Origin of the sequence: Bradyrhizobium australafricanum (assembly GCF_020329495.1) — a bacterium.
GTDB lineage: Bacteria > Pseudomonadota > Alphaproteobacteria > Rhizobiales > Xanthobacteraceae > Bradyrhizobium > Bradyrhizobium australafricanum.
Genome location: NZ_JAGKJL010000049.1, coordinates 1 through 21,413, shown reverse-complemented (window position 1 = coordinate 21,413; position 21,413 = coordinate 1). Strand labels below are relative to the sequence as shown.

The window sequence follows — 21,413 nt, the reverse complement described above, 5'->3', positions numbered from 1 at the left end:
ACGGAATTGAGCTGCCGTAGCGCTGCGAACAACAACCGGTGTGACCACGCATGGCTCCAATCCGCACTTTCGTCTTGTCGCCGTGCCGGATTCGGGCACAACATCCATCAAATAATGACCGACCTTCGCGCTTTGCCCGCACCTGCCACAACGCCACGCCGCTCGCCGCTCAACTGGCTCAATAATCAGCCCTATCTGCTGCTCAGCCTGACGTCGCTGTTCTGGGCCGCCAACATCGTGCTGGCGCGGCATGTCGGCAGCCATGTGCCGCCGGTCACGCTGACCACGATCCGCTGGTTCGGCGTCTTCCTGATCCTGTTGCCGTTCGCCTGGCCGCATCTGAAGCAGGACTGGCCGAAGCTGCGCGGCGCCCTGCCGCTGATGCTGCTGCTGTCCGCGGTCGGCTTCGCGTTCAACAACGCGATCTCCTACTGGGCGATGCAGTATACCGAGGCGCTCAACGCGCTCTTGATCCAGTCGGCGGGGCCGCTGTTCGTGGCGCTGTGGTCACTGATCCTGTTCGGCGTGCGGCTGACGCCGGCGCAACTGGCCGGCATCGCGATCTCGCTGGCCGGCGTGCTGACCATCATCCTGCGCGGCGACTTCTCCGCGCTCGCCGGCATCAGCTTCAACCGCGGCGACATCATGTTCGGCGCCTCGCTGGTGTCGTTCGGGCTCTATTCGGCGCTGATCCCGCGGCGGCCGAAAATCCACCAGCTCTCGCTGATCTCGTTCACCACCTGCTGCGGTGCGCTGATGCTGCTGCCGGTGGCGGCCTGGGAGTTCGCCAACGGCGTGACGCTGAAGTTCGACTTGCTGACCGGCGCAACGCTCGCCTATGTGCTGATCTTCCCGTCCACGCTCGCCTATCTGTTCTTCAACCGCGGCGTCGCGCTGATCGGCCCGAACCGCGCCGCGCCGTTCTTCCATCTGGTGCCGGTGTTCGGCTCGGCGATGGCAATCCTGCTGCTCGGCGAGACGCTCGCGCCGTTCCATCTGATCGGCTACGCGCTGGTGCTCGCCGGCGTCATCATCGCCTCGCGGCAAGGATCGGCCAAGACGTCGGCGAAGCACTAGTCTAGCCTACCTTGCGCAAGCCGGCGGATTTGCGTGGCGAATGCGACTTTGCCGCCAGCGTTTCCGTGATGAAGTCGATAAACCGCCTCACCTTGGCCGGCACGTGGTTACGCGAGGCGTAGTAGACGTAGAGCGGAAAACGTTCGTCGGGCCAGTCCGGAAACAGCTCGATCAGCGCGCCGCTCCTCAGGTGATCGTCGAGGCCGAGATCGATCACCTGCGCGATGCCGAAGCCGGCCAGGCAAGCGCCGAGCTTGGTTCCTGAATCGGTCACGGTGAGCCGCCCGTTGACCGCGACCGGCACGACCTCGTTGCCGCGCCGAAACTCCCAATCGAAGGGACGCCCGGTCGACGCGTCGATTGCATGGATGCACTGATGGTCGCGGCTTGCCAGCTCCCGCGGATCAAGCGGCCGGCCGTGTCGTTCGAGATAGATCGGCGAGGCCACGGTGAGGACGCGCGTATCGAGTACGCGGCGCGCAATCAGCGCCGACGGCACCGGCTCGCCGAAACGCACCGCCAGATCAAAACCGTCGCTGACCAGATCCGCGATCCGGTCGCGGGTCTCGATACGCAGCTCCATGCCTGGATTCTGCAGCAGGAACTCGCTCAGCTTCGGCGACAGCACCATGCGGGAGAACAACGGGTCGACATTGACCCGCAGCCTGCCGCGAACCGCATCGCGCGATTTCGAGGTCTCCGCCGCCGCCTCGCCGATCCCGGCCAGATGCGCGGCAACCCGCTCGTACAGCGCGCGTCCTTCCTCGGTGAGCTCGACGGCGCGGCTCGTGCGGTGAACCAGCCTGGCATCGAGGCGCGCCTCGAGCTTCGCGATCGCCTTGCTGACCCCGGATTGCGTCATGCCGAGCCGTTCGGCGGCCCGGCCAAAACTGCGCGCATCCGCCAGCGCCGCGAGGACCACCAGGCCGCCAACCAGCCGACCATCAACTTCGTCCATGCCGATGCCTCTCAGTCATCCAAGAGATGACCGCCTAGTCGTAGCACTCCGCCACCATATCGGCCACTGTCGGCGCAGATCACCGGTTCGATCCGGTGCGGCCACCGCCACATCAACCGCTAGGGAGATTTTGCAATGAGCGACATCGAGGCCATCGCATCCGCGATCGATGGATATTTCAACCTGATGTATGACGTCGACGATAGCCGGTTCTGCGACGTCTTCTCTGATGCCTGCATCGTGCACGGCATCCGGGACGGCAAGCACACGGTGCGGTCGGCCTCAGAATTCCGCGACTTCATCCGCAGCCGTCCCTCGCCGGCGTCGATGAAATCGCCGCGCGAGGAGGCCATCATCAGCATCGACCAGACCGCGTCCGATCTGGCCATCGCCAAGGTGCGCGTCAGGGCCGGCCAAACCGGCTTCATCGATCATCTGGTGTTTCATCGCATCGACGGCCGGTGGCTCATCACCACCAAGGCGTTTCACGTCGCGCAGGTCTTCCCGGCGGGATCGTAGCGGCCCCCACGCCAGATTTCTGACTATCGGAATAATGCCACTGATTTGCCCGACGTGTCAAGTTGTCTGGTCGGGCGGGCCGCCACCGGCTCCTTTGCATGGGGTTGTTTTCGATATTTTTGGCAGCGTGCCCCTGCGACGGCCCGGGAGTGGCCATGCGGCGAAAGGCTGCTCCCGGCACGGCTTCCGCAGCCATGGCGGCCGGGTTAGCTTCGGCCGCAATGGGCCTGTTCAGGCCCTGCGCGGGGGACGACGACATGGTCATGGGATTGAGACGATATTGCTGCCCGGCGGCTGCGGCCGCCGCCGCGCTTGCGGCGATATCCGGGGCGGCACTTGCCCAGACCTATCCCACCCGCAACATCACGCTGGTGCTGCCGTTTGCCGCCGGCAGCGGCACCGACACCACGACGCGGCTGATCTCCAAGGAGCTCGGCGTTGCGCTCGGCGTCGGCATGGTGATCGACAACCGGGCCGGCGCCAACGGCTCGATCGCGGCGAACTATGTCGCCCGCTCCGCCCCCGACGGCTACACGCTGTTCGTCACCACGAACACGACGCACTCGGCCAATCCGTATCTGCTCAAGACCATGAACTACGATCCGATCAAGGATTTCACGCCGATCGCGCGCACCGGTGACCTGCCCTTCATGCTGGTGATCCATCCGGACATCCCGGCGAACTCGGTCGCCGAGCTGATCGCGCTCGCCAAGAAGGAGCCGGGCAAGTACAGCTACGCCAGCGGGTCGTCATCGGCGAGCGTCTCCGGCGCGACCTTCGCGCGCCTCGCCGGCATCGACCTGCTGCATGTGCCCTACAAAAGTTCACCGCCGGCACTGACCGACGTCATTGCCGGGCGCATCTCGATGATGTTCATCGACGTGCCGACCGGGCTGCCGCACGTCAACGCCAAGGTGCTGAAGCCGCTCGCCGTCACCACCAAGCGGAAGTCGGCGCTGCTGCCGGACCTGCCGACGATGGACGACACCGTGAAGGGCTTCGACATCACCTCCTGGCAGGGCTATCTCGGTCCCGCCAACATGCCGAAGGACGTCGTGGTCAGGCTGAATGCGGAGATCCGCAAGATCGTCGAGCGGCCGGACATCAAGAGCCAGCTCGCCGAGCGCGGCATGGAGGCATTCTCCGGCACGCCCGAGGAGTTCGAGGCATTCCTCAAGGAGCAGCTCGTGCTGTGGGAAAAGCTGATCGCCGACGCCAGGATCGAGAAGCAGTAGAAGACACCCGTCATTGCGAGCGAAGCGACGCGACGAAGTCTGCCAACTCCGTCATCCTGAGAAGGCCGCAGCGCGGCCGTCTCGAAGGATCGACGGCCCCACTGGTGGCCGTGCATCCTTCGAGACGCGCGCAAGAGCGCGCTCCTCAGGATGACGGGCGATGCGGAATCGTAGGGTGGCGTAGCGTCGCTACCCACCCTACGCGGCTCGCTTACGCCGCGCGCACCTTCTGCAGGAACTCGTCGACCGCATTGCGCAGCATGCCCGATTGCGTGTCGAGCTCGCGGGCATTCGACAGCACGTCGCCGGCCGCGGTGCCGGTGGCGGCGGCCGCTGACGTGACGCCGCCGATATGGGCGGAGATCTCGCTCGAGCCGGCCGCGACCTGCTGGATGTTGCGCGCGATCTCGCGCGTCGCATCGCCCTGCTGGTCGATCGCGGTCGAGATCGAGGCGGTGATCTCGCTCATCTGCGCGATGGTCGCTGTGATGCCGCCGATCGAGGTCACCGCCTCGCCGGTGGAAGCCTGCATCGCGGCGACCTGCGCCGAGATCTCCTCGGTCGCCTTCGCGGTCTGGTTGGCCAGCGCCTTCACTTCGGAGGCGACCACCGCGAAACCGCGGCCGGATTCGCCGGCGCGTGCCGCCTCGATCGTGGCGTTGAGCGCGAGCAGGTTGGTTTGGGCTGCGATCGAGTGGATCAGCTTGACCACCTCGCCGATCTTCTCGGCGCCGGTGGAGAGCGCCTGCACGGTCGCGTTGGTGCGCTCGGCGTCTGCCACCGCCTGGCTCGCGACCTCGCTGGAGCGCGCCACCTGGCGGGAGATCTCCGCAACCGAGCTGGAGAGCTCCTCGGCGGCGGCGGCGACGGTGCCGACATTGTTGGAGGCGCTGTCGGACGCGGCGCCGACGGTCGCGGCCCGCGCGCTGGCGTCGCTTGCGGTCGCGGTCATCGACTGCGCCGTGGTCTGCATGCCGGCGGCGGCGGAGGCCACCGTGCGGACGATGCCGTTCACGCTGCGCTCGAAATCGTTGGCGATATTCTCCATCGCACCACGGCGCTCGGCCTCCGCGCGTGATTTGGTCTCGGCCTCGGCCTGTTCCAGGCCGCGGATGCGAACCGCGTTGTCCTTGAAGACCTGAACCGTGGCCGCCATTCCGCCGACCTCGTCACCGCGGCCGACGCCCGGGATGTCACCGTCGAGCTTGCCGTCGGCGATGTCGCGCATGCGGGCGCCGAGCAGGTTGAGCGGACGGGAGATGCTGCGGCCGATCAGCCAGGCGACCGAGCCGGAAACGACCCCGATGCCGAGGATCGCGAGGCCGAGCAGCCAGGCAATCGGCCGCATCTTGGCATCGATATCGTCGAGATAGGCGCCGGTGCCGAGATACATATCAAAGCCGGGGACCGCGACGGCATAGCCGAGCTTGCGGATCGGCGTCTCCTGGCCGGGCTTCACATAGTCATAGAACAGCAGGATCTCGCCCTTGGCCTTCACGCCGTCCATCAGTTCCTGCGAGAGCTTGCGACCATTGGTCACGACGTCCATGCGATTGGTTCCGACCTGCTTCGGATCGGGCGCCAGCACCGTGATGCCGCTGTAGTCGGTGCCGAACAGATAGCCGGCGCCGTTGTCGTAGGTCAGGGTGTTGGCACGCTTGCCGAACTCGGCCAGTGCCGCTTCCCTGGTCAGCTTGCCGGCATCGACATCCTTCTTCAGGCCCGCCGCCATGTTCTTCGCCATCTCGACGATGGCCTTGGCCTGGTCGATGCGCGCATTCAGCATCTCCCGCTGCATCAAGTGACCGGCGAGGATGCCGGCCGTGCACAGGCCAAGGAGGGTCACCCCCACCAGAATGCCGAGCTTGGGGGTGATCTTCAGATTTGACAGCTTCACGGGGGTCTCCAGAAGAGGCGGGGAACGCGACGCGATTGGCGGATTGATTCCGCGCACCGTAATGTGAGACCCTTTACCTGATGGTTACGGAGGTTCCCCGTAGAAGCCCGGAGAATCAGGCCGCGGACCAACCGGCAATTGTGGAGAGAACAGCGCGGCTCGCGTACAAGCATGGGAAGGCGGCGACCCCAGCCGCGCTCCAAGAAGCAAGAAGAAGCAAGATCAAGAAGCAAACCAGCAAGAAGCAAGAACAGCAGACTCACATCGGGAGCAGACAATGTCGAAATTCAGGGTGGTCACGCCGAAGGGCGCGAGCTTCACGGTCGCCGGCGGCGGCTACGATTATGAGCGCGAGGCGCTCGATCCGATCGGCGCCGAGATCATCGAGGCGCCGGCCAATGAGGCCGAATTCATCGCCGCGGCACGCACCGCGGACGCGATCTATGCCAAGGGCATGCCGATCACCAAGGCGGTGATCGACGCGCTCGAGAACTGCAGGGTGATCACGCTCGGCAGCGTCGGCGTCGACTCGGTCGACGTCAAGGCCGCGACCGCCCGCGGCATTCCTGTCACCAACATCCCCGACACCTTCATCGAGGAGGTCGCCGACCACGCCATGATGCTGCTGCTCGCCGGCTTCCGCCGCCTGATCGAGCAGGACAAGATGGTGCGCACCGGCCGCTGGGCCGAGGGCCGCCCGGCGCTTTTGAAGATTCCGCGGCTGATGGGCCAGACGCTCGGCTTCATCTCGTTCGGCCGGGTCGCGCGTGCGGTCGCCAAGCGCGCCGCGCCGTTCGGCCTCAGGATGGTGGCCTACGATCCCTTCATCCAGGAAACCCTGATGTACGACCACGGCGTGGTCCCCTCGACGCTGTCGGAGGTGCTGTCGCAGTCGGATTTCGTCTCGATGCACGCCCCGGCGCGGCCCGAAGTGCACCACATGCTGACCGAGAAGCATTTTCGCCAGATGAAAAAGTCGGCGATCTTCATCAATACCGGCCGCGGCGCCACGGTCGACGAGGAATCGCTGATCAAGGCGCTGCAGGAGGGCTGGATCGCCCACGCCGCGCTCGACGTGCTGGAAAGGGAGCCGCCGTCGCACAACAATCCGATGCTCGGGATGGACAATGTTACCTTGACCGCCCATGTCGCCTCGGCGTCGGCACGTTTTGACGAGGCACGCAAGCGCCGGGTGGGCTACGAATTGTCACTAGTGCTGCAAGGCATGTGGCCGGTAAGCTGCGTCAACCCGTCGGTGCTGCAAAACACCGCGTTGCGCCGCTGGCAGCCCGTCAGCATGGATCGCGGTCCGAACAGCTAGGGCGGGAATGCGTTTTTCGTGCGGGGCCCGTCTCTTGCGGGCCCTTTGCGCGGCTGGCGCCGAGACCAAGACATCTTCACCGGCGGCCAAACGCCGGGAAGGAAAAACAACAACGAAACAATAAGAACGGGAGTGCGAACGACATGAAGTACGAGATCACGCGTCGCGACGCGCTGGTGCTGGGGGCCTCCGCGGCGGCGCTGGCGGTCACCGGCGCATCGGCGCAGGAGGCGTCGAAGGTGAAGGCAGCCGACGTGGCGGCGCCGTCGCTGCCGATCGAAAAGGACGCCACCTTGCGCATGCTGCGGCCGGTGCGCTTCGTCCAGGCCGACGAGGACGTGTTCCGCGCCAATGCCAAGAAATTCACCGACAAGACCGGCGTCGAGATCAAAGTCGACTTCGTCGGCTGGGAGGACATCAACCAGCAGACCGCCGTGACCTCGAACTCCGGCGCCGGCCCCGACATCATCATCGGCTTCGGCGACGCGCCCCACATCTATATCGACAAGCTGATCGAGCTGACCGATGTCGCCGATTATCTCGACAAGCGCTATGGCGGCTGGCTCACGCTGGCGCGCCGATACGGCATGCGCTCGAAGTCGAAGAGCTGGGTCGGCCTGCCGTTCGGCGCCTCGGGCGGCCCGCTGGTCTACCGCAAGTCGCTGGTCAACGCCGCCGGCTTCGACAAGGTGCCGGAGGACCACGCCGGCTTCCTCGACCTCTGCAAGAAGCTGAAGGCGGCCGGCAAGCCCGCGGGCTTCGCACTCGGCAACGCAGTCGGCGACGGCAACGGCTTCGCTAACTGGCTGTTGTGGTCGCACAACGCCGCGCTGCTCGATGAGGAAGGCAACATCATCATCAACAGCAAGGAGACGATCGCGGCGCTGAAATATCTGAAGGAACTTTATCCGACCTTCATCGCCGGAACCCCGTCCTGGAACGACGTCTCCAACAACCGCGCCTACTCGTCGCAGGAGATCGGCCTGACCGCAAACGGCGTCTCGCTGTATTTCTCGCTGAAGAACGATCCCGCGACCAAGGCGATCGCCGACGACACCGCGCATCAGTTCCTGATCAAGGGGTTGGCTCCCACCTCTCCGATGTCCGGCCTGACCTTGAACGCAATGGTGTTCAAGCACAGCAAGTATCCGAACGCCGCGAAGGCGTTCCTGCAGTTCATGCTCGAGCACGAACAGTACGAGCCGTGGCTCAACGCCAACTCCGGCTACTGGTCGCAGCCGCTGGCGGCCTATGCCGACGCGGCGGTGTGGTCGAGCGACCCCAAGGTCGCGATCTTCAAGGACACGATGCGGAGCCCGTACTACAACGGCTACAAGGGGCCGATCTCGACCGCGACCGGCGCCGTCAACGCCGACTATGTGCTGGTGCAGATGTGCGCCTCGGTCGCGACCGACGCCGCAACGCCCGAGGCCGCCGCCGCGGAAGCCGAACAGCGCGCCAAGCGGTACTTCCGGCGGCAAGGCCGGTAAGATCGACCTCAAGCCGCTGTCATTCCGGGGCGATGCGTAGCGTCGAACCCGGAATCTCGAGATTCCGGGTCTGGTGCTAACGCACCATCCCGGAATGCCCCTGGAAGTCGGACCGAGACAAGAACCTGATGTCTGTCACCACCCTCCCCTCACGCGGCGCGGCGCTGCACCAGCCGGGCTGGCTCGCGCGCCTGTTCGACTACAAGCCGTTCCTGATCGTGATGTGCCTTGCGCCCGCGATCGGCCTGCTGCTGGTGTTCCTCACCTATCCGCTGGGCCTCGGCATCTGGCTCGCCTTCACCGACACCACGATCGGCCAGCGCGGCATCTACATCGGACTTGAGAACTTCCAGTACCTGCTCAAGGATCCCTTGTGGTGGAACGCGGTGTTCTATTCGATCTTCTACACCGCGATCGCAACTTTCGGAAAGTTCGCGCTCGGCTTTTGGCTGGCGCTGCTGCTCAACAACCATTTCCCGTTCAAGAGCCTGATCCGCGCCATCGTGCTGCTGCCTTGGATCGTGCCGACGGTGCTCTCCGCGCTGGCATTCTGGTGGATCTACGATCCGCAGTTCTCGATCATCTCCTATCTCCTGGTCGACGTGCTGCACTGGCGTGACAGCAATGTCGACTTCCTCGGCTCGCCCTGGCCGGCGCGGTTCTCGCTGATCGCCGCCAATATCTGGCGCGGCATCCCGTTCGTCGCGATCTCGCTACTGGCAGGGCTGCAGACCATCTCGCCCTCGCTCTACGAGGCGGCGATGCTCGACGGCGCCACCTCCTGGCAGCGCTTCCGCTACATCACCTTCCCGATGATGATGCCGATCCTGGCGATCGTGATGACGTTTTCGATCATCTTCACCTTCACCGACTTCCAGCTGGTCTACGCCATCACCCGCGGCGGCCCGGTCAACTCGACCCATCTGCTCGCGACACTGGCGTTCCAGCGCGGCATCGCCGGCGGCGAGCTCGGCGAGGGTGCCGCGATCGCCGTCTCGATGATCCCGTTCCTGGTGTTCGCAACATTGTTCAGCTACTTCGGCCTCGCGCGCCGCAAATGGCAGCAGGGAGAAGCCAATGACTGACGTTGCAGCCCAATCCTCCAACGTCGCCAGCGCCACGCCCGATACGATGGCGTGGGACTCCCGCGCCCGCCGCGTGGTGATGATCTATCTGCCGCTCGCCTGCTTCATCCTGATCCTGCTGTTTCCGTTCTACTGGATGGCGGTCACCTCGTTCAAACCGAACGCGGAGCTGCTGAACTACAAGGAGCACAATCCGTTCTGGATCACCTCGCCGACGCTCGCGCATATCAAGCATCTGTTGTTCGACACGGCGTATCCGCGCTGGCTGAAGACCACCATGCTGGTCGCGATCGGCTCGACCTTCCTGTCGCTGTTCGCCTCGACGCTCGCCGCCTACGCGATCGAGCGGCTGCGCTTCCGCGGCAGTCCCTATGTCGGCCTCGGCATCTACCTCGCCTATCTGGTACCGCCGTCGATCCTGTTCATTCCGCTCGCCACCGTGATCGTGCAGTTCGGGCTGTTCGACTCGCCGCTGGCGCTGATCCTGGTCTATCCGACCTTCCTGGTACCGTTCTGCACCTGGCTGTTGATCGGCTATTTCAAGTCGATCCCCTACGAGCTCGAGGAATGCGCGCTGGTCGACGGCGCGACGCGGTTGCAGATCCTGTGGCGGATCACATTGCCGCTCGCGGTGCCCGGCCTGATCTCGGCCGGCATCTTCTCCTTCACGCTGTCCTGGAACGAGTTCATCTACGCGCTCGCCTTCATCCAGAGCGGCGCCAACAAGACGGTGCCGGTCGCGATCCTGACCGAGCTCGTCACCGGCGACGTCTACCAGTGGGGCGCGCTGATGGCCGGCTCGCTGCTCGGCTCGCTGCCGGTCGCGCTGTTCTACTCGCTGTTCGTCGACTATTATGTGTCGTCACTGACGGGGGCGGTGAAGGAGTAACGGGGCCTGGACGGAAAATCGAGGCGAGCTCACTCCATCCCCGTCATCCTGAGGTGCGAGCCTCTTCGGCGAGCCTCGAAGGATGCACGGCCCCGCCGGTGGCCGATTCATCCTTCGAGGCTCGCTCCGCTCGCACCTCAGGATGACGGGGTAGGAAGCGCGGCCTGGATCAACAGGAATCTGACGCTACCGCGGCACAAACGCGACCGGTACGGAAAAGCCCATCGAGCCCTGCGTGATCTCGGACGGAAACGCCGGAAACGGCTGGGCCTGGCGCACCATCGTCAGCGCGCGCGCGTCGAAGGTCGGATTGCCGGAGGAGCCGCCGAGATGGCTCGACAGCACCTGCCCGCCGCGGCCGAGCGTGAACGCGAGGCGGACCACGCCGCGCTGGCCGTTGCCGCCGGCGGGATAGGAATGGAAGCGCAGCAGATGCGCGCGGACGCGGGCGTTATAGGCCGCGATCGCTGACGCGGCTGCGCCGGCGCTGATCGCGGACGCAGCCGGCGCCTGCCGTTCGGCACGGCTCGGCGCGCTGGTGCGCGGTGCCGGCGTTGCCTCGGACGGCTTCTTTGCTTCCCGACGAACCACCTTCGGCTTGACCGGTTCGGGCTTCCTCTCCGGAACGACTTTCGCGGGCTCGGGTTGCGGCGGCGTGATCTGCTGCTTCTGTTCCGGCGGTGCGACGACGTCGGGCTTCTCCTGCATCGGCGTCGGCGCGATCTCCTGCGGCACGGTCTGCGCGGCGGCAGGCTCCGGCAGCGACGCGTCGGCCTCCTGCATCGCCGGCCCCGGCGGCAGCTCGGTCTCCGAAATGTCCGGGGCCGAGGTGATCGGCGTCAGGTCGACCAGCACCGCCGGCACCGCAACGCCCGGCGGCGGCGCTAAGACCCATGTCATCCCGAGCGCGAGCAGCGCCGCATGCGCCGCCAGCATCGCTGCCGCCGACAGGCCCCAGCGCCTCAGCCAGATCTCGCCGCCCGCATCATGAAGCGCGTACGCATTCATGGATCAGCTACGCCCGTCGAGGCCGACCAGCGCGATCTTGAGATAGCCGGCGTTGCGCAGCAGGTTCATCACCTCCATCAGATCGCCATAGCTGACCGCCTTGTCGGCGCGCAGGAAGATGCGCTCGTCCTTCCTGCCTTGCGTGGCGCCATCGAGCGTCGACGTCAGCGTCTCGCGCGCGATCACGTCCTCGCCGACCGCGACGGAGAGATCGGGCTTCACGGTGACGAACACCGGCTTGTCCGGCCTCGGCTGCGGCTCGGCGGTCGAGGCCGGCAGATCGACGCCGAGATCGACGGTCGCGAGCGGCGCCGCGACCATGAAGATGATGAGCAGCACCAGCATCACGTCGATGAACGGCGTAACGTTGATCTCGTGCGCCTCGACCAGATCGTCGTCGCCGCGACGCCGGCCGCCGAATGCGCCGCCAGTGCCAAGCTTCGCGCCCATCGCCTACTCCGCAGCGCGTGCCAGCCGGAACAGGCTGCGATCGCCCTCGCGGCTGACCAGCAGCATCACCATGGCGGAGGCGTCGCCGAGCAATGCGCGGTAGGACGCGATCGAACGGGTCAGGTGATTGTAGATCACGACCGCCGGGATCGCGGCGACCAGGCCGAGCGCGGTCGCAAGCAGCGCCTCGGCGATGCCGGGCGCGACCACCGCGAGATTGGTGGTGTGGGCCTCGGAGATGCCGATGAAGGCATTCATGATGCCCCACACCGTGCCGAACAGGCCGACGAACGGCGCGGTGGCGCCGATCGTCGCCAGCACACCGGTGCCGCGCGCGATCTGCCGCGACATCGCCGCCTCGACCCGTTCGAGCCGCAGCGCGATGCGCTCCTTGAAGCCGTCGTCGAACATCCCGCCGGACAGCGCAGCCTCGCGCGAGGCCGATTGCACGATCTGCGCTACCGCATCGTTGCCGTCGCGGCTCGCCTGCTCGACTTCGGCAAGCTGGGTGTCACGCTCAAGGAGGCCGATCCGCTGCCGGGCGAGCGCTGTCTTGCGGCGGATCTCGACGGTCTTGGCGAGCCAGACCGTCCAGGTGACGAGCGAGGCGAAGGCGAGCCCAACCATCACCGCCTTCACGACGATGTCGGCGCTTTCGAACATGCCCCAGGGCGAGAGGTTGCGCGGCAGCAGTGCGGCGTCGGATGCGGCAAGGCTCGCGCCCGGCAGCATGCCGAGCCCGGCCGACGCCGCCATCCAGATGCTTCGCCCAAGCCAACGCTGCGACATGATCGCCTCCCGTCCTTCGTTGGTGTCAGCCCGCCTGCGGCGCGACGCGGTCCGCCAGCGCGTGAAAGCGCGCCAGCTGGTCGCCGCGCAGCGCGCGCGTCTCGTCGCGGCCGACGAACACCTTGAACATGATGCCGCCGTCGCGATTGATGAAGGCGATGAACGCCGACACCTTGCCCATGAAGGGCCGCTCGACGAAGGCGATCGCCGCGCAGCGCTCGTGCCTCAGGTGGCCATGCAGCCCCTTCGGTTGCATCAGGTTGAAATAGCCGCGGCCAACCTCGCCGTTCGGAATGGCGCCGGTGAACTCGAAGATCGCGTCATCGGTGTGCACGATCAGCGTCACCTCGCCCCACTCCGCGATGTCCTGCATCGCGGCGGCAAATTCACCGGCGCCGATCCGCACCATGCTCTCGGGGAGCGCCTCGAGCACCGCGCGCGGCGTCACCTTGCGCTCACGCGCGACGTCCTCGATCACAGCGCCGGGATTGTCGGCCATATGGGCCTTCAATCCCGCAAGCTCCGCGTTCTGCACCGCCGCCTCCGTCACGCCGGGCTCTTCGCGCGCTCGGTGATCAGCACCTCAAAGCCCTCGAATTTGGGATGGCCGAGATAGAGGCTGCCGCCGGTCTCGTTGCCGGCGCGCGAATGGGCGCGGCGGAACGCATCGGATTTCGTCCAGTCCTCGAACGCCGCCTTGCTGGCCCAGACGGTATGGGTCGCATAGAGCGTGTGATCCTCGGCCTCGGGGCCCTTCACCAGATGAAACTCGATGAATCCAGGCAGATCGCCGAGATAGGATTCGCGCGTCTTCCAGACCGTTTCGAACGCCTGCTCCTTGCCCTTGATCACCTGGAACCGGTTCATTGCGATGAACATGAAAACTCTCTCCTGTTTGACGGCAGATGCCTGGATCCTGCCGGTTGATCTCGTTAATAACATGAACGCGCCAAGGAATACGCCAAGGCCGCGCTGGGGGCACCAGCGCGGCCGGAGCAACCTGGATGGAATGATCGGCGTCTCGCGTTACGCTCCACCTAGGTGAATCCTGAGTCCGGCCTTGTAGACGGTGCCCGGACCGGGGCTCGAGAACAGCACGTCGTTCTGCGTCGTGCCGTCGGTCGAGGAGCCCGGGATCGCATAAGGCCGGTAGTACTGGTTCAAGAGGTTGTCGACCGACGCCGTGAAGGTGATGTCCTTAGTGGCGTTCCAGGTCAGATAGAGGTTGACGAGCTCGTAGCCGGTCGAGGGCAGATAGCCCGCCGGCAGGTCGTTGTTGGCGCCGAACGAGGACCATTGCGCAGCAATGATCAGCGAACGGTCGAGCAGGCGCACGCCGCCCGTCGTCGTCACCTTGCGCGGCGTGATGGTGGCGAGCCCGACATTGGTCTGGGTGTTCCGGCCGCGCATCAGATGGCCGGCGACGCCGACGAACCAGTCGCCTGCGTCATACATCGTCTCGAGCTCGAAGCCCTCGATGCGGGCGTGGGCGATGTTCTGGTACTGGTAGAACTGGCTGAACCGCCCGAACGGCGTCAGGGTCGGCGCCGAGGCGACAAGGTCGATATAGCCGTCAACGTCGTTGCGGAACACGTTGACCTTGCCGCGGAACGAGTCGTTCGCGGTGAAGATGCCGTCATATTTCAGGTTGATGCCGGCTTCCTTGTTCTTGCCGACCTCCGGCCGCAGCGCTGCATTGGGCAGGAAGCAGAACAGGCCGCTGGTGCCGTCGGGGCAGTTGAACAGCGCCGGCCCGCCGCCGGTGGCGTGGCCGCCCGCGATCAGCGTCTCGGTGATGGACGGCGCGCGATAGCCTTCGGCATAGCTGACATAGGGCGTGAAGCCGGCAACCGGCGTGACGCCGAGCGTGATCTTCGGCGATAGCCGGTCGCCGCTGGTCGTGGTGTTGATCGAATTGAGCTCGTAGTGATCGTAGCGGACCGCGCTGATCAGCTCGAGCCAGGTCGAATAGTTCTGCTTCAGCTGCACGAAGCCGCCGGACACCGTGCGCTGTCCGCCTGGCGTCGTGATGTTGGAATTGCCGCGCGAATCGAACGTCTCGACATCGTCGCGGAAGGCGTCGAAGCCGTAGGTCACGGCGTTGCGCCAGTCGCCGAAATTGAAGCGCGAGGTGTTGTTGACGTCGACACCAACCGTATCCAGCAAATAGCCGCGCTTGTCGCCGACGCAGCCGGAGATGTTGTTGCCGGGATTGGCGAGCGTGCAGACCCCGCCGCCCGTGGTGATGCGGTTATTGTAGGTCTTGACCTGGTCGTTGTCGGTGCGGTTGCCGTAGACCGAGATGTTCCAGTCGAACAGCATGTCGTCGGGCTTGGAATATCGCCAGCTCAAGGTGCCCGTGTAGTTCTTCGCGTCGGAGGCGTAGACCGAGGAGCCCGCGATGGCGGCGAGCGGCGCCGCCGTCGTGGTCGGGCCGCGGTTCGGCTGACCGATATTGTACTGATAGTCCTGGAAGATGCCGCCGATCTTGAATTCGTGGCCTTCGGCGGGGCGGAACGTCACCTTCATCAGGCCGGCCGCGATATCGTTGCCGGTGTTGCCGATCTCGGTGCCCGCGCCGTCCTTGTAATTGCTCTGGGTGCGATAGACCGCGCCGCCGAACACATCGACATTCGGATCGACGCGTACGCCGCCGAACACCGAGCCCATGCCGCGGTCCGTGTTGGTGCCGTAGGAGCCCGACATGTCGACACCCCAGCGCTCGCCGGGACGCACCACGTCGTCGATATCCTTGGTGCGGAACGAGACCACGCCGCCGATCGCGCCGGAGCCATAGATGTTCGCGGTCGGGCCGCGCACCACGTCGACGCCGCCGATCAGTTCGGGATCGAGGAAGAACGAGCCGTTGGCGTTGTGGCCGGTGCGCTGATAGTTCTGCCGCGCGCCGTCGACGACAACAGCGACACGGCCGAAATCCTGCAAGCCGCGGATATTGATGACGGTCGCCGGATCGTCGCCGCGCTCATGAACCGAGACACCGGGCACGTTGTAGAATATGTCCGAGAGCCGGTTCGGCTGCAGGCCCTGGATCTTCTCGAGGGTGACGGAGCTGACCGGCGCCAGCGCATCGATCGCGCGCTCCTCGGTCTTGGAGGCCACCGCCGTGATGGTGTCGAGCGATTGCACCGGCACCGCGCCGATCTGCGCCCGCGCGTTCATCGCCGCCGGCGCCTGAGCTTCGGCCGCCGGCTTCGGCTTCCGCTTGGCCTGCTTCAGCCGCTCGGTCGAAGGACGCGCGGCCGACGGATCGGCGGTCTGCGCGAAGCCGCGTTCCGGCAGTGCTGCCACAAATGAAAATACCGACGCGCCCAAAATCAGGGCGCGCGAAACCCTAGCCCCGTCAGCCATTCTAGCCCCAGCCTGATCATCGCTTTTCTGGTTTGGCTGGCGTGCGCTCCGACGAGCGGCTTGCTGGCTACGTCGCGATGCAAGCCACCCGCCTGCATCGCGTGATGATTGGTTACGAGCCGGCAACAAAACGGTCAAGAATGCGGCGGCGCTGTTTATATCGATTGTAAAGTGCGGCCGTTGGAATGCGCCTTCGCCCGCTTATACAAGCAAACACCATTTGAAAATTTTCGCAGGCGCAGCACCGTCACATGTCCGCAGCTTCCGGAGACAATATCGGCGCAGCCGGAAAGCAGACCGACCCTGCATCCGCAGCGGCCAAAACGCTGATCATGCGCGGTAATCGTCTCGACAGTCGCGACCTGTTCGCTGCGGAGCGCGAGATCATCATCATGCACGGCGAAGAACATTACCGGTTGCGGCTGACCTCGCAGAACAAGCTGATCCTCACCAAGTGACGGCCCCGATGACAATTTGTCGCACGCTCGCTTTGCTCGCCTTCTCCTGCCTGCTGCCGATCGAAGCCGTGACGGCCGAGGGCATCACCGTGCATGACGCGCGCGACCGCGACGTCGTGATCGACAATCCGTCGCGCATCGTCTCGATCGGCGGCGCGATCACCGAGATCCTCTATGCCCTCGGCTTCGAGGACCGCATCGCCGGCGTCGATGCGACCAGCCTCTACCCGCCGGCTGCGCTGCGCGAGAAGCCCGACGTCGGCTACATGCGCCAGCTGTCGCCGGAGGGCGTGCTCGGCCTGCACCCGTCGCTGGTGCTCGCGGTGCAGGGCTCAGGACCGAAGGAGACCATGGACGTGCTCGAGGCGGCCAAGTTGCCGCTGGTGCTGGTGCCGGAGACGTTCTCGGAGGCTGGGCTGGTCGAGAAGATCAGACTGGTGGGCCACGCCATGGGCGCCGATCCGCGCGCCGCCTGCCTGACCACGGCGGTGGAGAGCGATCTCGCGCAACTGCGCGCGCTGCGTGCTCGGGTGACCAAGCCGGTGCGCGTGATGTTCGTGATGTCGCTGTTGAATGGCCGGGCGATGGCGGCGGGCCACAAGACCGCGGCCGACGAGATCATCCGGCTTGCCGGCGGCGTCAACGCCATCGACGGTTACGACGGCTACAAGCCGGTCAATGACGAGGCCATCGTGGCGGCGAAACCGGATGTCGTGCTGTCGATCGATCGCGGCAAGGACTCGCTGACGTTGGAGGCCGTGTTCGCGCATCCGGCCTTCGCGCTGACGCCGGTCGCGGCCAACAAGGCCTTCATCTCGATGGAAGGCCTTTATCTGCTCGGCTTCGGGCCGCGGACCGCGGCCGCGGCACGCGACCTCTCGGTCAAGCTCTATCCGGCGCTGGCGCCGGAGGCCGATAACTTCAGGCCGGCAGCGCTGACCGCGAATTGCCGGCAATGAGCGTGCTGGCCGAACGCCGCCGGCGTGCGAAACAACGGCGCGCCGGCATGTCGCTGCGGCCGGCCGCGACACTCACCCTGCTCTGCCTGCTTGCGGCGCTCGCAGGCACCGCCCTGGTCGCCCTGACGGTCGGGGCCGCCGGCATTCCAATGGCGCGGCTTCCGGCAGCGCTCGGGCTATGGGCTGATCGTGTCGCCAACCCGCTGCTCGCACGCGACCAGCTCGTGGTGTGGTCGATCCGCATCCCGCGGATCGCAGCGGCGGCGATGGTCGGCGGACTCCTTGCCTTATCAGGCTCGATCATGCAGGGCCTGTTCCGCAATCCCCTCGCCGACCCCGCGCTGGTCGGCGTCTCCTCCGGCGGCGCGTTTGCCGCGGCGGCGGCGATCGTGTTCACCGACAGCCATCTCGGCGAAAGCCTGCGCTTCCTGCAACACCAGCTGCTGCCGATCGCGGCCTTTGCCGGCTCGCTGATCACGACCATCGTGCTTTACGGCATCGCCAGCCGCGGCGGCCGGACATCGATTGCGATCTTCCTGCTGGCCGGGCTTGCGATCGCCGCGATCGCCAATGCCGGCATCGGCCTTCTGGTGTTCGTCGCCGACGATCGCCAGCTTCGCGACATCACCTTCTGGCTGCTCGGCTCGCTCAGCGGTGCGACCTGGAGCAAGCTCACGGCGCTGGCGCCGGTGCTAGCGGTCGCGCTGGTCGCCTGCCTCTCGATCGCGCGCGGGCTCGACGTGCTGGTGCTCGGCGAGGCGGAGGCGTTCCACAGCGGCGTCGACGTCGAACGGCTGAAGCGGATTTCGATCGTGCTGGTGTCGGCGATGACCGGGGTCGCGGTCTCGGTCTGCGGCGTGGTCGGTTTCGTCGGCATCGTGGTGCCGCATCTGTTGCGGCTGGTGATCGGGCCCGCGCATCGGCTGCTGCTGCCGGCCTCCGCGCTGCTCGGCGCCATCCTCCTGGTCGGCGCCGACACCGTGGCGCGCACCATCGTGGCACCCGCGGAAATGCCGATCGGCATCCTGACGGCAGCGATCGGCGCGCCGTTCTTCCTCGCCATGCTGCTGCGGCAGCGCGGGCTGGTGTCGCTATGACGGCCCTGCTCGAAGCACAGTCGGTATCGATGACGGTCGGCGGCGCGACGCTGGTCGATGCGGTGTCGCTGCAGATCGGTGCCGGCGAGATGGTCGCGATCGTCGGTCCCAACGGCGCCGGCAAATCGACCCTGCTGCGGATGCTGTCGGGCGACCTGCGTCCGTCGCGCGGGGCGATCAGGCTGAGGCAGCGCGACCTGCAAACTTACGGACCACGCGCGCTGGCGCAGCACCGCGCGATGCTGTCGCAGCACGTCAGCGTCACCTTCCCGTTCACCGTCGAGGAAATCGTCAGCATGGGCGCCGGCGAAAGCCCGCGTGCCGTGGCGCGGGCGCTGGTCGAGGCGGCGCTCGACGAGGTCGGGCTCGCGCGTTTCCGTTTCAGGCAATTGCCGACGCTGTCGGGCGGCGAGCAGCAGCGGGCGCATTTCGCCCGCGTGCTGGTGCAGCTCGCCTGCGGCGAAGCGCTGCATGGACCGGGACTGTTGCTGCTGGACGAGCCAACCTCGAGCCTCGATCTGCGGCATCAGATCGATCTGGTCGAAACGGCGCGGCGGCGCGCCGCGCGCGGCACCGCCGTGATCGCGATCCTGCACGACCTCAACCTCGCGATGCGGTTCGCCGACCGCGTCCTGCTGCTGCATCGGGGACGCATTGCCGTCGACGGCGACCGGACGGCGGCAATGAAGGCCGAGACGCTGCGTGAGATCTTCGAGATCGACGCTGCGATCGCCTATACCGGAGGTGGCGTGCCGTTCCTGCTGCCGCAGACGATGCAGCCGGCGGGCAAGGCGACGTAACGCCGCAAGCCTTATCCCGCCGCAACATCCGCGGTTCACAAAACTGTCAGGCGGCTGTAACAGGCGGCTCGGAGAACACCGCATCGTTTATCCTTTGGGAGATCAACCATGCGCCTGTCCCTGCTCTGCTCCGTCGCCTCGATCCTGCTCGCCACATCGGCGTTCGCGCAGGGTGAAGGCGAATTCCCGGCGACGCTGGCGGGACATGCCGTGATGCCGGCCGAGAGCTTCATCGACGCGCCCGCCGACGCCCCTGATGATCTGAAGATCTCGGGCAAATACACCACCGGCAAGCGCGTTGACGGCATCGGCACCGTGATGGGTAAATCCTATGAGCGGCCGACCGGCGTGTCGCTGCCGTTCAAGGGTCAGCCGCTGCAGGGCCATTCCGGCATCAAGGTGATGCCCGACGGCTCGTTCTGGGTGATCACCGACAACGGCATGGGCTCGCGCTACAACTCGGCGGACTCGATGCTGTACCTGAACCGGCACAAGATCGATTGGGCGAGCGGCAAGATCGAGCGTCAGGAGACCGTGTTCCTGCACGATCCCGACAAGAAGGTGCCGTTCCGCATCGTGCATGAGGACACCGCCAAGCGCTATTTGACCGGCGCCGATTTCGACACCGAGGGCTTCCAGATCATCAACGACATTTTCTGGATCGGCGACGAGTTCGGGCCCTACATCCTCAAGGCCGACAAGACCGGCAAGATCCTCGCCGTGTTCGAGACCGTCGCCGACGGCAAGCCGGTGCGTTCGCCGGATCATTGGGCGGTGCAGTCGCCCGGCGCGCCCGGCGCCAGCTACACCAATGTCAACCTGCGCCGCTCCAAGGGCTATGAAGGCTTTGCGTCCTCCAAGGACGGCAAGTTCCTCTACGGCCTGCTCGAAGGACCGCTGTGGGATGCCGACAAGAAGGATTGGGAGAAGGTCGACGGCAAGGAAGCCTCGCGCATCCTGGAATTCGACGTCGCGGCGGAGAAGTTCACCGGGCGCTACTGGCAGTATGTGTTCGAGCAGAACGGCAATGCGATCGGCGACTTCAACATGATCGATCCGGCCCAGGGCCTCGTGATCGAGCGCGACAATGGCGAAGGCACCGCCGACAAGGCCTGCCCGCAAGGCCAGCGCGGCGAGAACTGTTTTCCTGACCTCGCCAAGTTCAAGCGCGTCTACAAGATCGAGCTGTCCGATGCCAATGTCGGCAAGCCCGTGCGCAAGATCGCCTACATCGACCTGATGAAGATCCGCGATCCCAACAAGAAGGCGCGCAAGCCGCTCAACGACGGCATCTACACCTTCCCGTTCTTCACCATCGAGAATGTCGACCGGGTCGACGAGACCCACATCATCGTCGGCAACGACAACAACCTGCCGTTCTCCTCGAGCCGCGACCCGAACAAGGCCGATGACGACGAGTTCGTACTGCTCGAGGTCGGCGACTCCCTGAAGGCGAAGTGAGGCGGCGCTCGCCACCCACAACAGTGTCGTCGCCCGGCTCGACCGGGCGACCCAGTATTCCAGAGGCGCCCGAGCTCAACGGACAAGCCGCGGCGTACTGGATGCCCCGCTCAAGTGTTTAGTCCGGGGACATGGCTGACACCTGTTCGGACACATCACTGACAGGTTGGCGGTTGGTCAAGTCGATTGATGCGACCTGCCAGCTGGCGAAGAAGACGCCGTAATGGCCGCCGCCCTTCGAGACGGCCGCTTTGCGGCCTCCTCAGAGTCTGACTCATAAATCACCCAACCTTAGCTGCAGCCGCGAGTCTGCGGGTCAGGAGCCTGATGTGTGCAATCAGCAGCCAGGCAGCTTCGGTTGCCACCGTCGCCTCGAAGTCCTTGGCGAGGCGGCGGCATCTGCCGAACCAAGCGAATGTGCGTTCAACCACCCACCGCCTCGGCAGAAGCTGGAAGCCTTTGACGCCTTGAGGCCGCTCGACGATCTCGACAGTCCATGGACCGCAGTCTGAGAGCGCGTCGAGGAGTTGATTTCCGCGGTAGACCCGGTC

At 65.6% G+C, this 21,413-nt stretch carries 21 protein-coding genes; 12 read left to right on the top strand and 9 right to left on the bottom strand.

Annotated elements, in window-relative coordinates; all coding sequences use genetic code 11:
- The first annotated feature begins 114 nt into the window (after positions 1–114).
- Positions 115–1,077: a DMT family transporter gene (locus J6525_RS33115; protein WP_225647834.1), complete on the top strand. Its 963-nt coding sequence runs from the start codon at positions 115–117 to the stop codon at positions 1,075–1,077.
- Between the two features lies 1 nt (position 1,078).
- On the opposite strand, the gene J6525_RS33110 is transcribed toward J6525_RS33115, so the two are convergent.
- Positions 1,079–2,035 carry a LysR family transcriptional regulator gene (locus J6525_RS33110; protein WP_225647833.1) on the bottom strand — a complete coding sequence of 319 codons (957 nt, stop codon included), beginning with the start codon at positions 2,033–2,035 and terminating at the stop codon, positions 1,079–1,081.
- Positions 2,036–2,170: 135 nt separating this feature from the next.
- Here J6525_RS33110 and J6525_RS33105 point away from each other — a divergent pair, with 135 nt between their 5' ends.
- Together J6525_RS33105 and J6525_RS33100 are read left to right on the top strand one after the other, a co-directional pair.
- Positions 2,171–2,554, top strand: coding sequence for a nuclear transport factor 2 family protein (locus J6525_RS33105; RefSeq protein ID WP_225647832.1), 384 nt, complete (start codon positions 2,171–2,173; stop codon positions 2,552–2,554).
- Between the two features lie 263 nt (positions 2,555–2,817).
- Positions 2,818–3,789 (top strand): Bug family tripartite tricarboxylate transporter substrate binding protein, encoded by a 972-nt coding sequence (locus tag J6525_RS33100; protein ID WP_376708588.1) that lies wholly within the window; start codon positions 2,818–2,820, stop codon positions 3,787–3,789.
- A 211-nt stretch (positions 3,790–4,000) separates the two neighbouring features.
- On the opposite strand, the gene J6525_RS33095 is transcribed toward J6525_RS33100, so the two are convergent.
- Entirely contained in the window at positions 4,001–5,686 is a 1,686-nt protein-coding gene (locus J6525_RS33095) for a methyl-accepting chemotaxis protein (protein ID WP_225647831.1), read from the bottom strand.
- A 277-nt stretch (positions 5,687–5,963) separates the two neighbouring features.
- Here J6525_RS33095 and J6525_RS33090 point away from each other — a divergent pair, with 277 nt between their 5' ends.
- From J6525_RS33090 to J6525_RS33075, 4 genes are all read left to right on the top strand, one after another.
- The gene (locus J6525_RS33090; protein WP_225647830.1) at positions 5,964–7,007 is read left to right on the top strand and encodes a C-terminal binding protein; all 1,044 of its coding nucleotides are present in this window, start codon (positions 5,964–5,966) and stop codon (positions 7,005–7,007) included.
- Positions 7,008–7,150: 143 nt separating this feature from the next.
- Positions 7,151–8,497, top strand: a complete 1,347-nt coding sequence (locus tag J6525_RS33085) for an ABC transporter substrate-binding protein (protein WP_057015596.1) — start codon at positions 7,151–7,153, stop codon at positions 8,495–8,497.
- 128 nt (positions 8,498–8,625) lie between these two features.
- Positions 8,626–9,582 carry a carbohydrate ABC transporter permease gene (locus J6525_RS33080; RefSeq protein WP_026193343.1) on the top strand — a complete coding sequence of 319 codons (957 nt, stop codon included), beginning with the start codon at positions 8,626–8,628 and terminating at the stop codon, positions 9,580–9,582.
- 46 nt (positions 9,583–9,628) lie between these two features.
- Positions 9,629–10,471 (top strand): carbohydrate ABC transporter permease, encoded by an 843-nt coding sequence (locus J6525_RS33075; RefSeq protein WP_016840579.1) that lies wholly within the window; start codon positions 9,629–9,631, stop codon positions 10,469–10,471.
- 186 nt (positions 10,472–10,657) lie between these two features.
- On the opposite strand, the gene J6525_RS33070 is transcribed toward J6525_RS33075, so the two are convergent.
- From J6525_RS33070 to J6525_RS33045, 6 genes are all read right to left on the bottom strand, one after another.
- Complete coding sequence (locus tag J6525_RS33070) at positions 10,658–11,479, bottom strand: energy transducer TonB family protein (protein WP_225647829.1); 822 nt, start codon at positions 11,477–11,479, stop codon at positions 10,658–10,660.
- A 3-nt stretch (positions 11,480–11,482) separates the two neighbouring features.
- Positions 11,483–11,929 carry a TonB system transport protein ExbD gene (gene exbD / locus J6525_RS33065; RefSeq protein ID WP_028333496.1) on the bottom strand — a complete coding sequence of 149 codons (447 nt, stop codon included), beginning with the start codon at positions 11,927–11,929 and terminating at the stop codon, positions 11,483–11,485.
- A 3-nt stretch (positions 11,930–11,932) separates the two neighbouring features.
- Complete coding sequence (gene exbB / locus J6525_RS33060; protein WP_225647863.1) at positions 11,933–12,685, bottom strand: tonB-system energizer ExbB; 753 nt, start codon at positions 12,683–12,685, stop codon at positions 11,933–11,935.
- 58 nt (positions 12,686–12,743) lie between these two features.
- Positions 12,744–13,217 (bottom strand): heme utilization cystosolic carrier protein HutX, encoded by a 474-nt coding sequence (hutX, locus tag J6525_RS33055; protein WP_249796251.1) that lies wholly within the window; start codon positions 13,215–13,217, stop codon positions 12,744–12,746.
- Between the two features lie 47 nt (positions 13,218–13,264).
- The gene (gene hmuQ, locus J6525_RS33050; protein WP_021080657.1) at positions 13,265–13,597 is read right to left on the bottom strand and encodes a heme-degrading protein HmuQ; all 333 of its coding nucleotides are present in this window, start codon (positions 13,595–13,597) and stop codon (positions 13,265–13,267) included.
- A gap of 147 nt (positions 13,598–13,744) precedes the next feature.
- A complete protein-coding gene (locus tag J6525_RS33045) occupies positions 13,745–16,087 on the bottom strand; it encodes a TonB-dependent hemoglobin/transferrin/lactoferrin family receptor (protein ID WP_225647828.1) in 2,343 nt (780 codons plus the stop codon).
- A gap of 251 nt (positions 16,088–16,338) precedes the next feature.
- Between J6525_RS33045 and hemP the strand changes: the two genes are divergently transcribed.
- The 5 genes from hemP to J6525_RS33020 all read left to right on the top strand — a co-directional run bounded on the left by hemP (position 16,339) and on the right by J6525_RS33020 (position 20,862).
- Positions 16,339–16,545 carry a hemin uptake protein HemP gene (gene hemP, locus J6525_RS33040; protein ID WP_092085183.1) on the top strand — a complete coding sequence of 69 codons (207 nt, stop codon included), beginning with the start codon at positions 16,339–16,341 and terminating at the stop codon, positions 16,543–16,545.
- A gap of 8 nt (positions 16,546–16,553) precedes the next feature.
- Positions 16,554–17,504 (top strand): heme/hemin ABC transporter substrate-binding protein, encoded by a 951-nt coding sequence (locus J6525_RS33035; protein ID WP_225647827.1) that lies wholly within the window; start codon positions 16,554–16,556, stop codon positions 17,502–17,504.
- Positions 17,501–18,601, top strand: coding sequence for a FecCD family ABC transporter permease (locus tag J6525_RS33030; RefSeq protein ID WP_225647826.1), 1,101 nt, complete (start codon positions 17,501–17,503; stop codon positions 18,599–18,601). Before J6525_RS33035 ends, J6525_RS33030 begins: the two co-directional genes overlap by 4 nt.
- Positions 18,598–19,401 (top strand): heme ABC transporter ATP-binding protein, encoded by an 804-nt coding sequence (locus J6525_RS33025; protein WP_225647825.1) that lies wholly within the window; start codon positions 18,598–18,600, stop codon positions 19,399–19,401. Before J6525_RS33030 ends, J6525_RS33025 begins: the two co-directional genes overlap by 4 nt.
- A gap of 108 nt (positions 19,402–19,509) precedes the next feature.
- Positions 19,510–20,862 (top strand): esterase-like activity of phytase family protein, encoded by a 1,353-nt coding sequence (locus J6525_RS33020; protein ID WP_225647824.1) that lies wholly within the window; start codon positions 19,510–19,512, stop codon positions 20,860–20,862.
- A gap of 281 nt (positions 20,863–21,143) precedes the next feature.
- On the opposite strand, the gene J6525_RS33015 is transcribed toward J6525_RS33020, so the two are convergent.
- Positions 21,144–21,413 (bottom strand): transposase (locus tag J6525_RS33015; protein WP_225645042.1); only part of this gene is annotated, 270 nt, incomplete at its 5' end.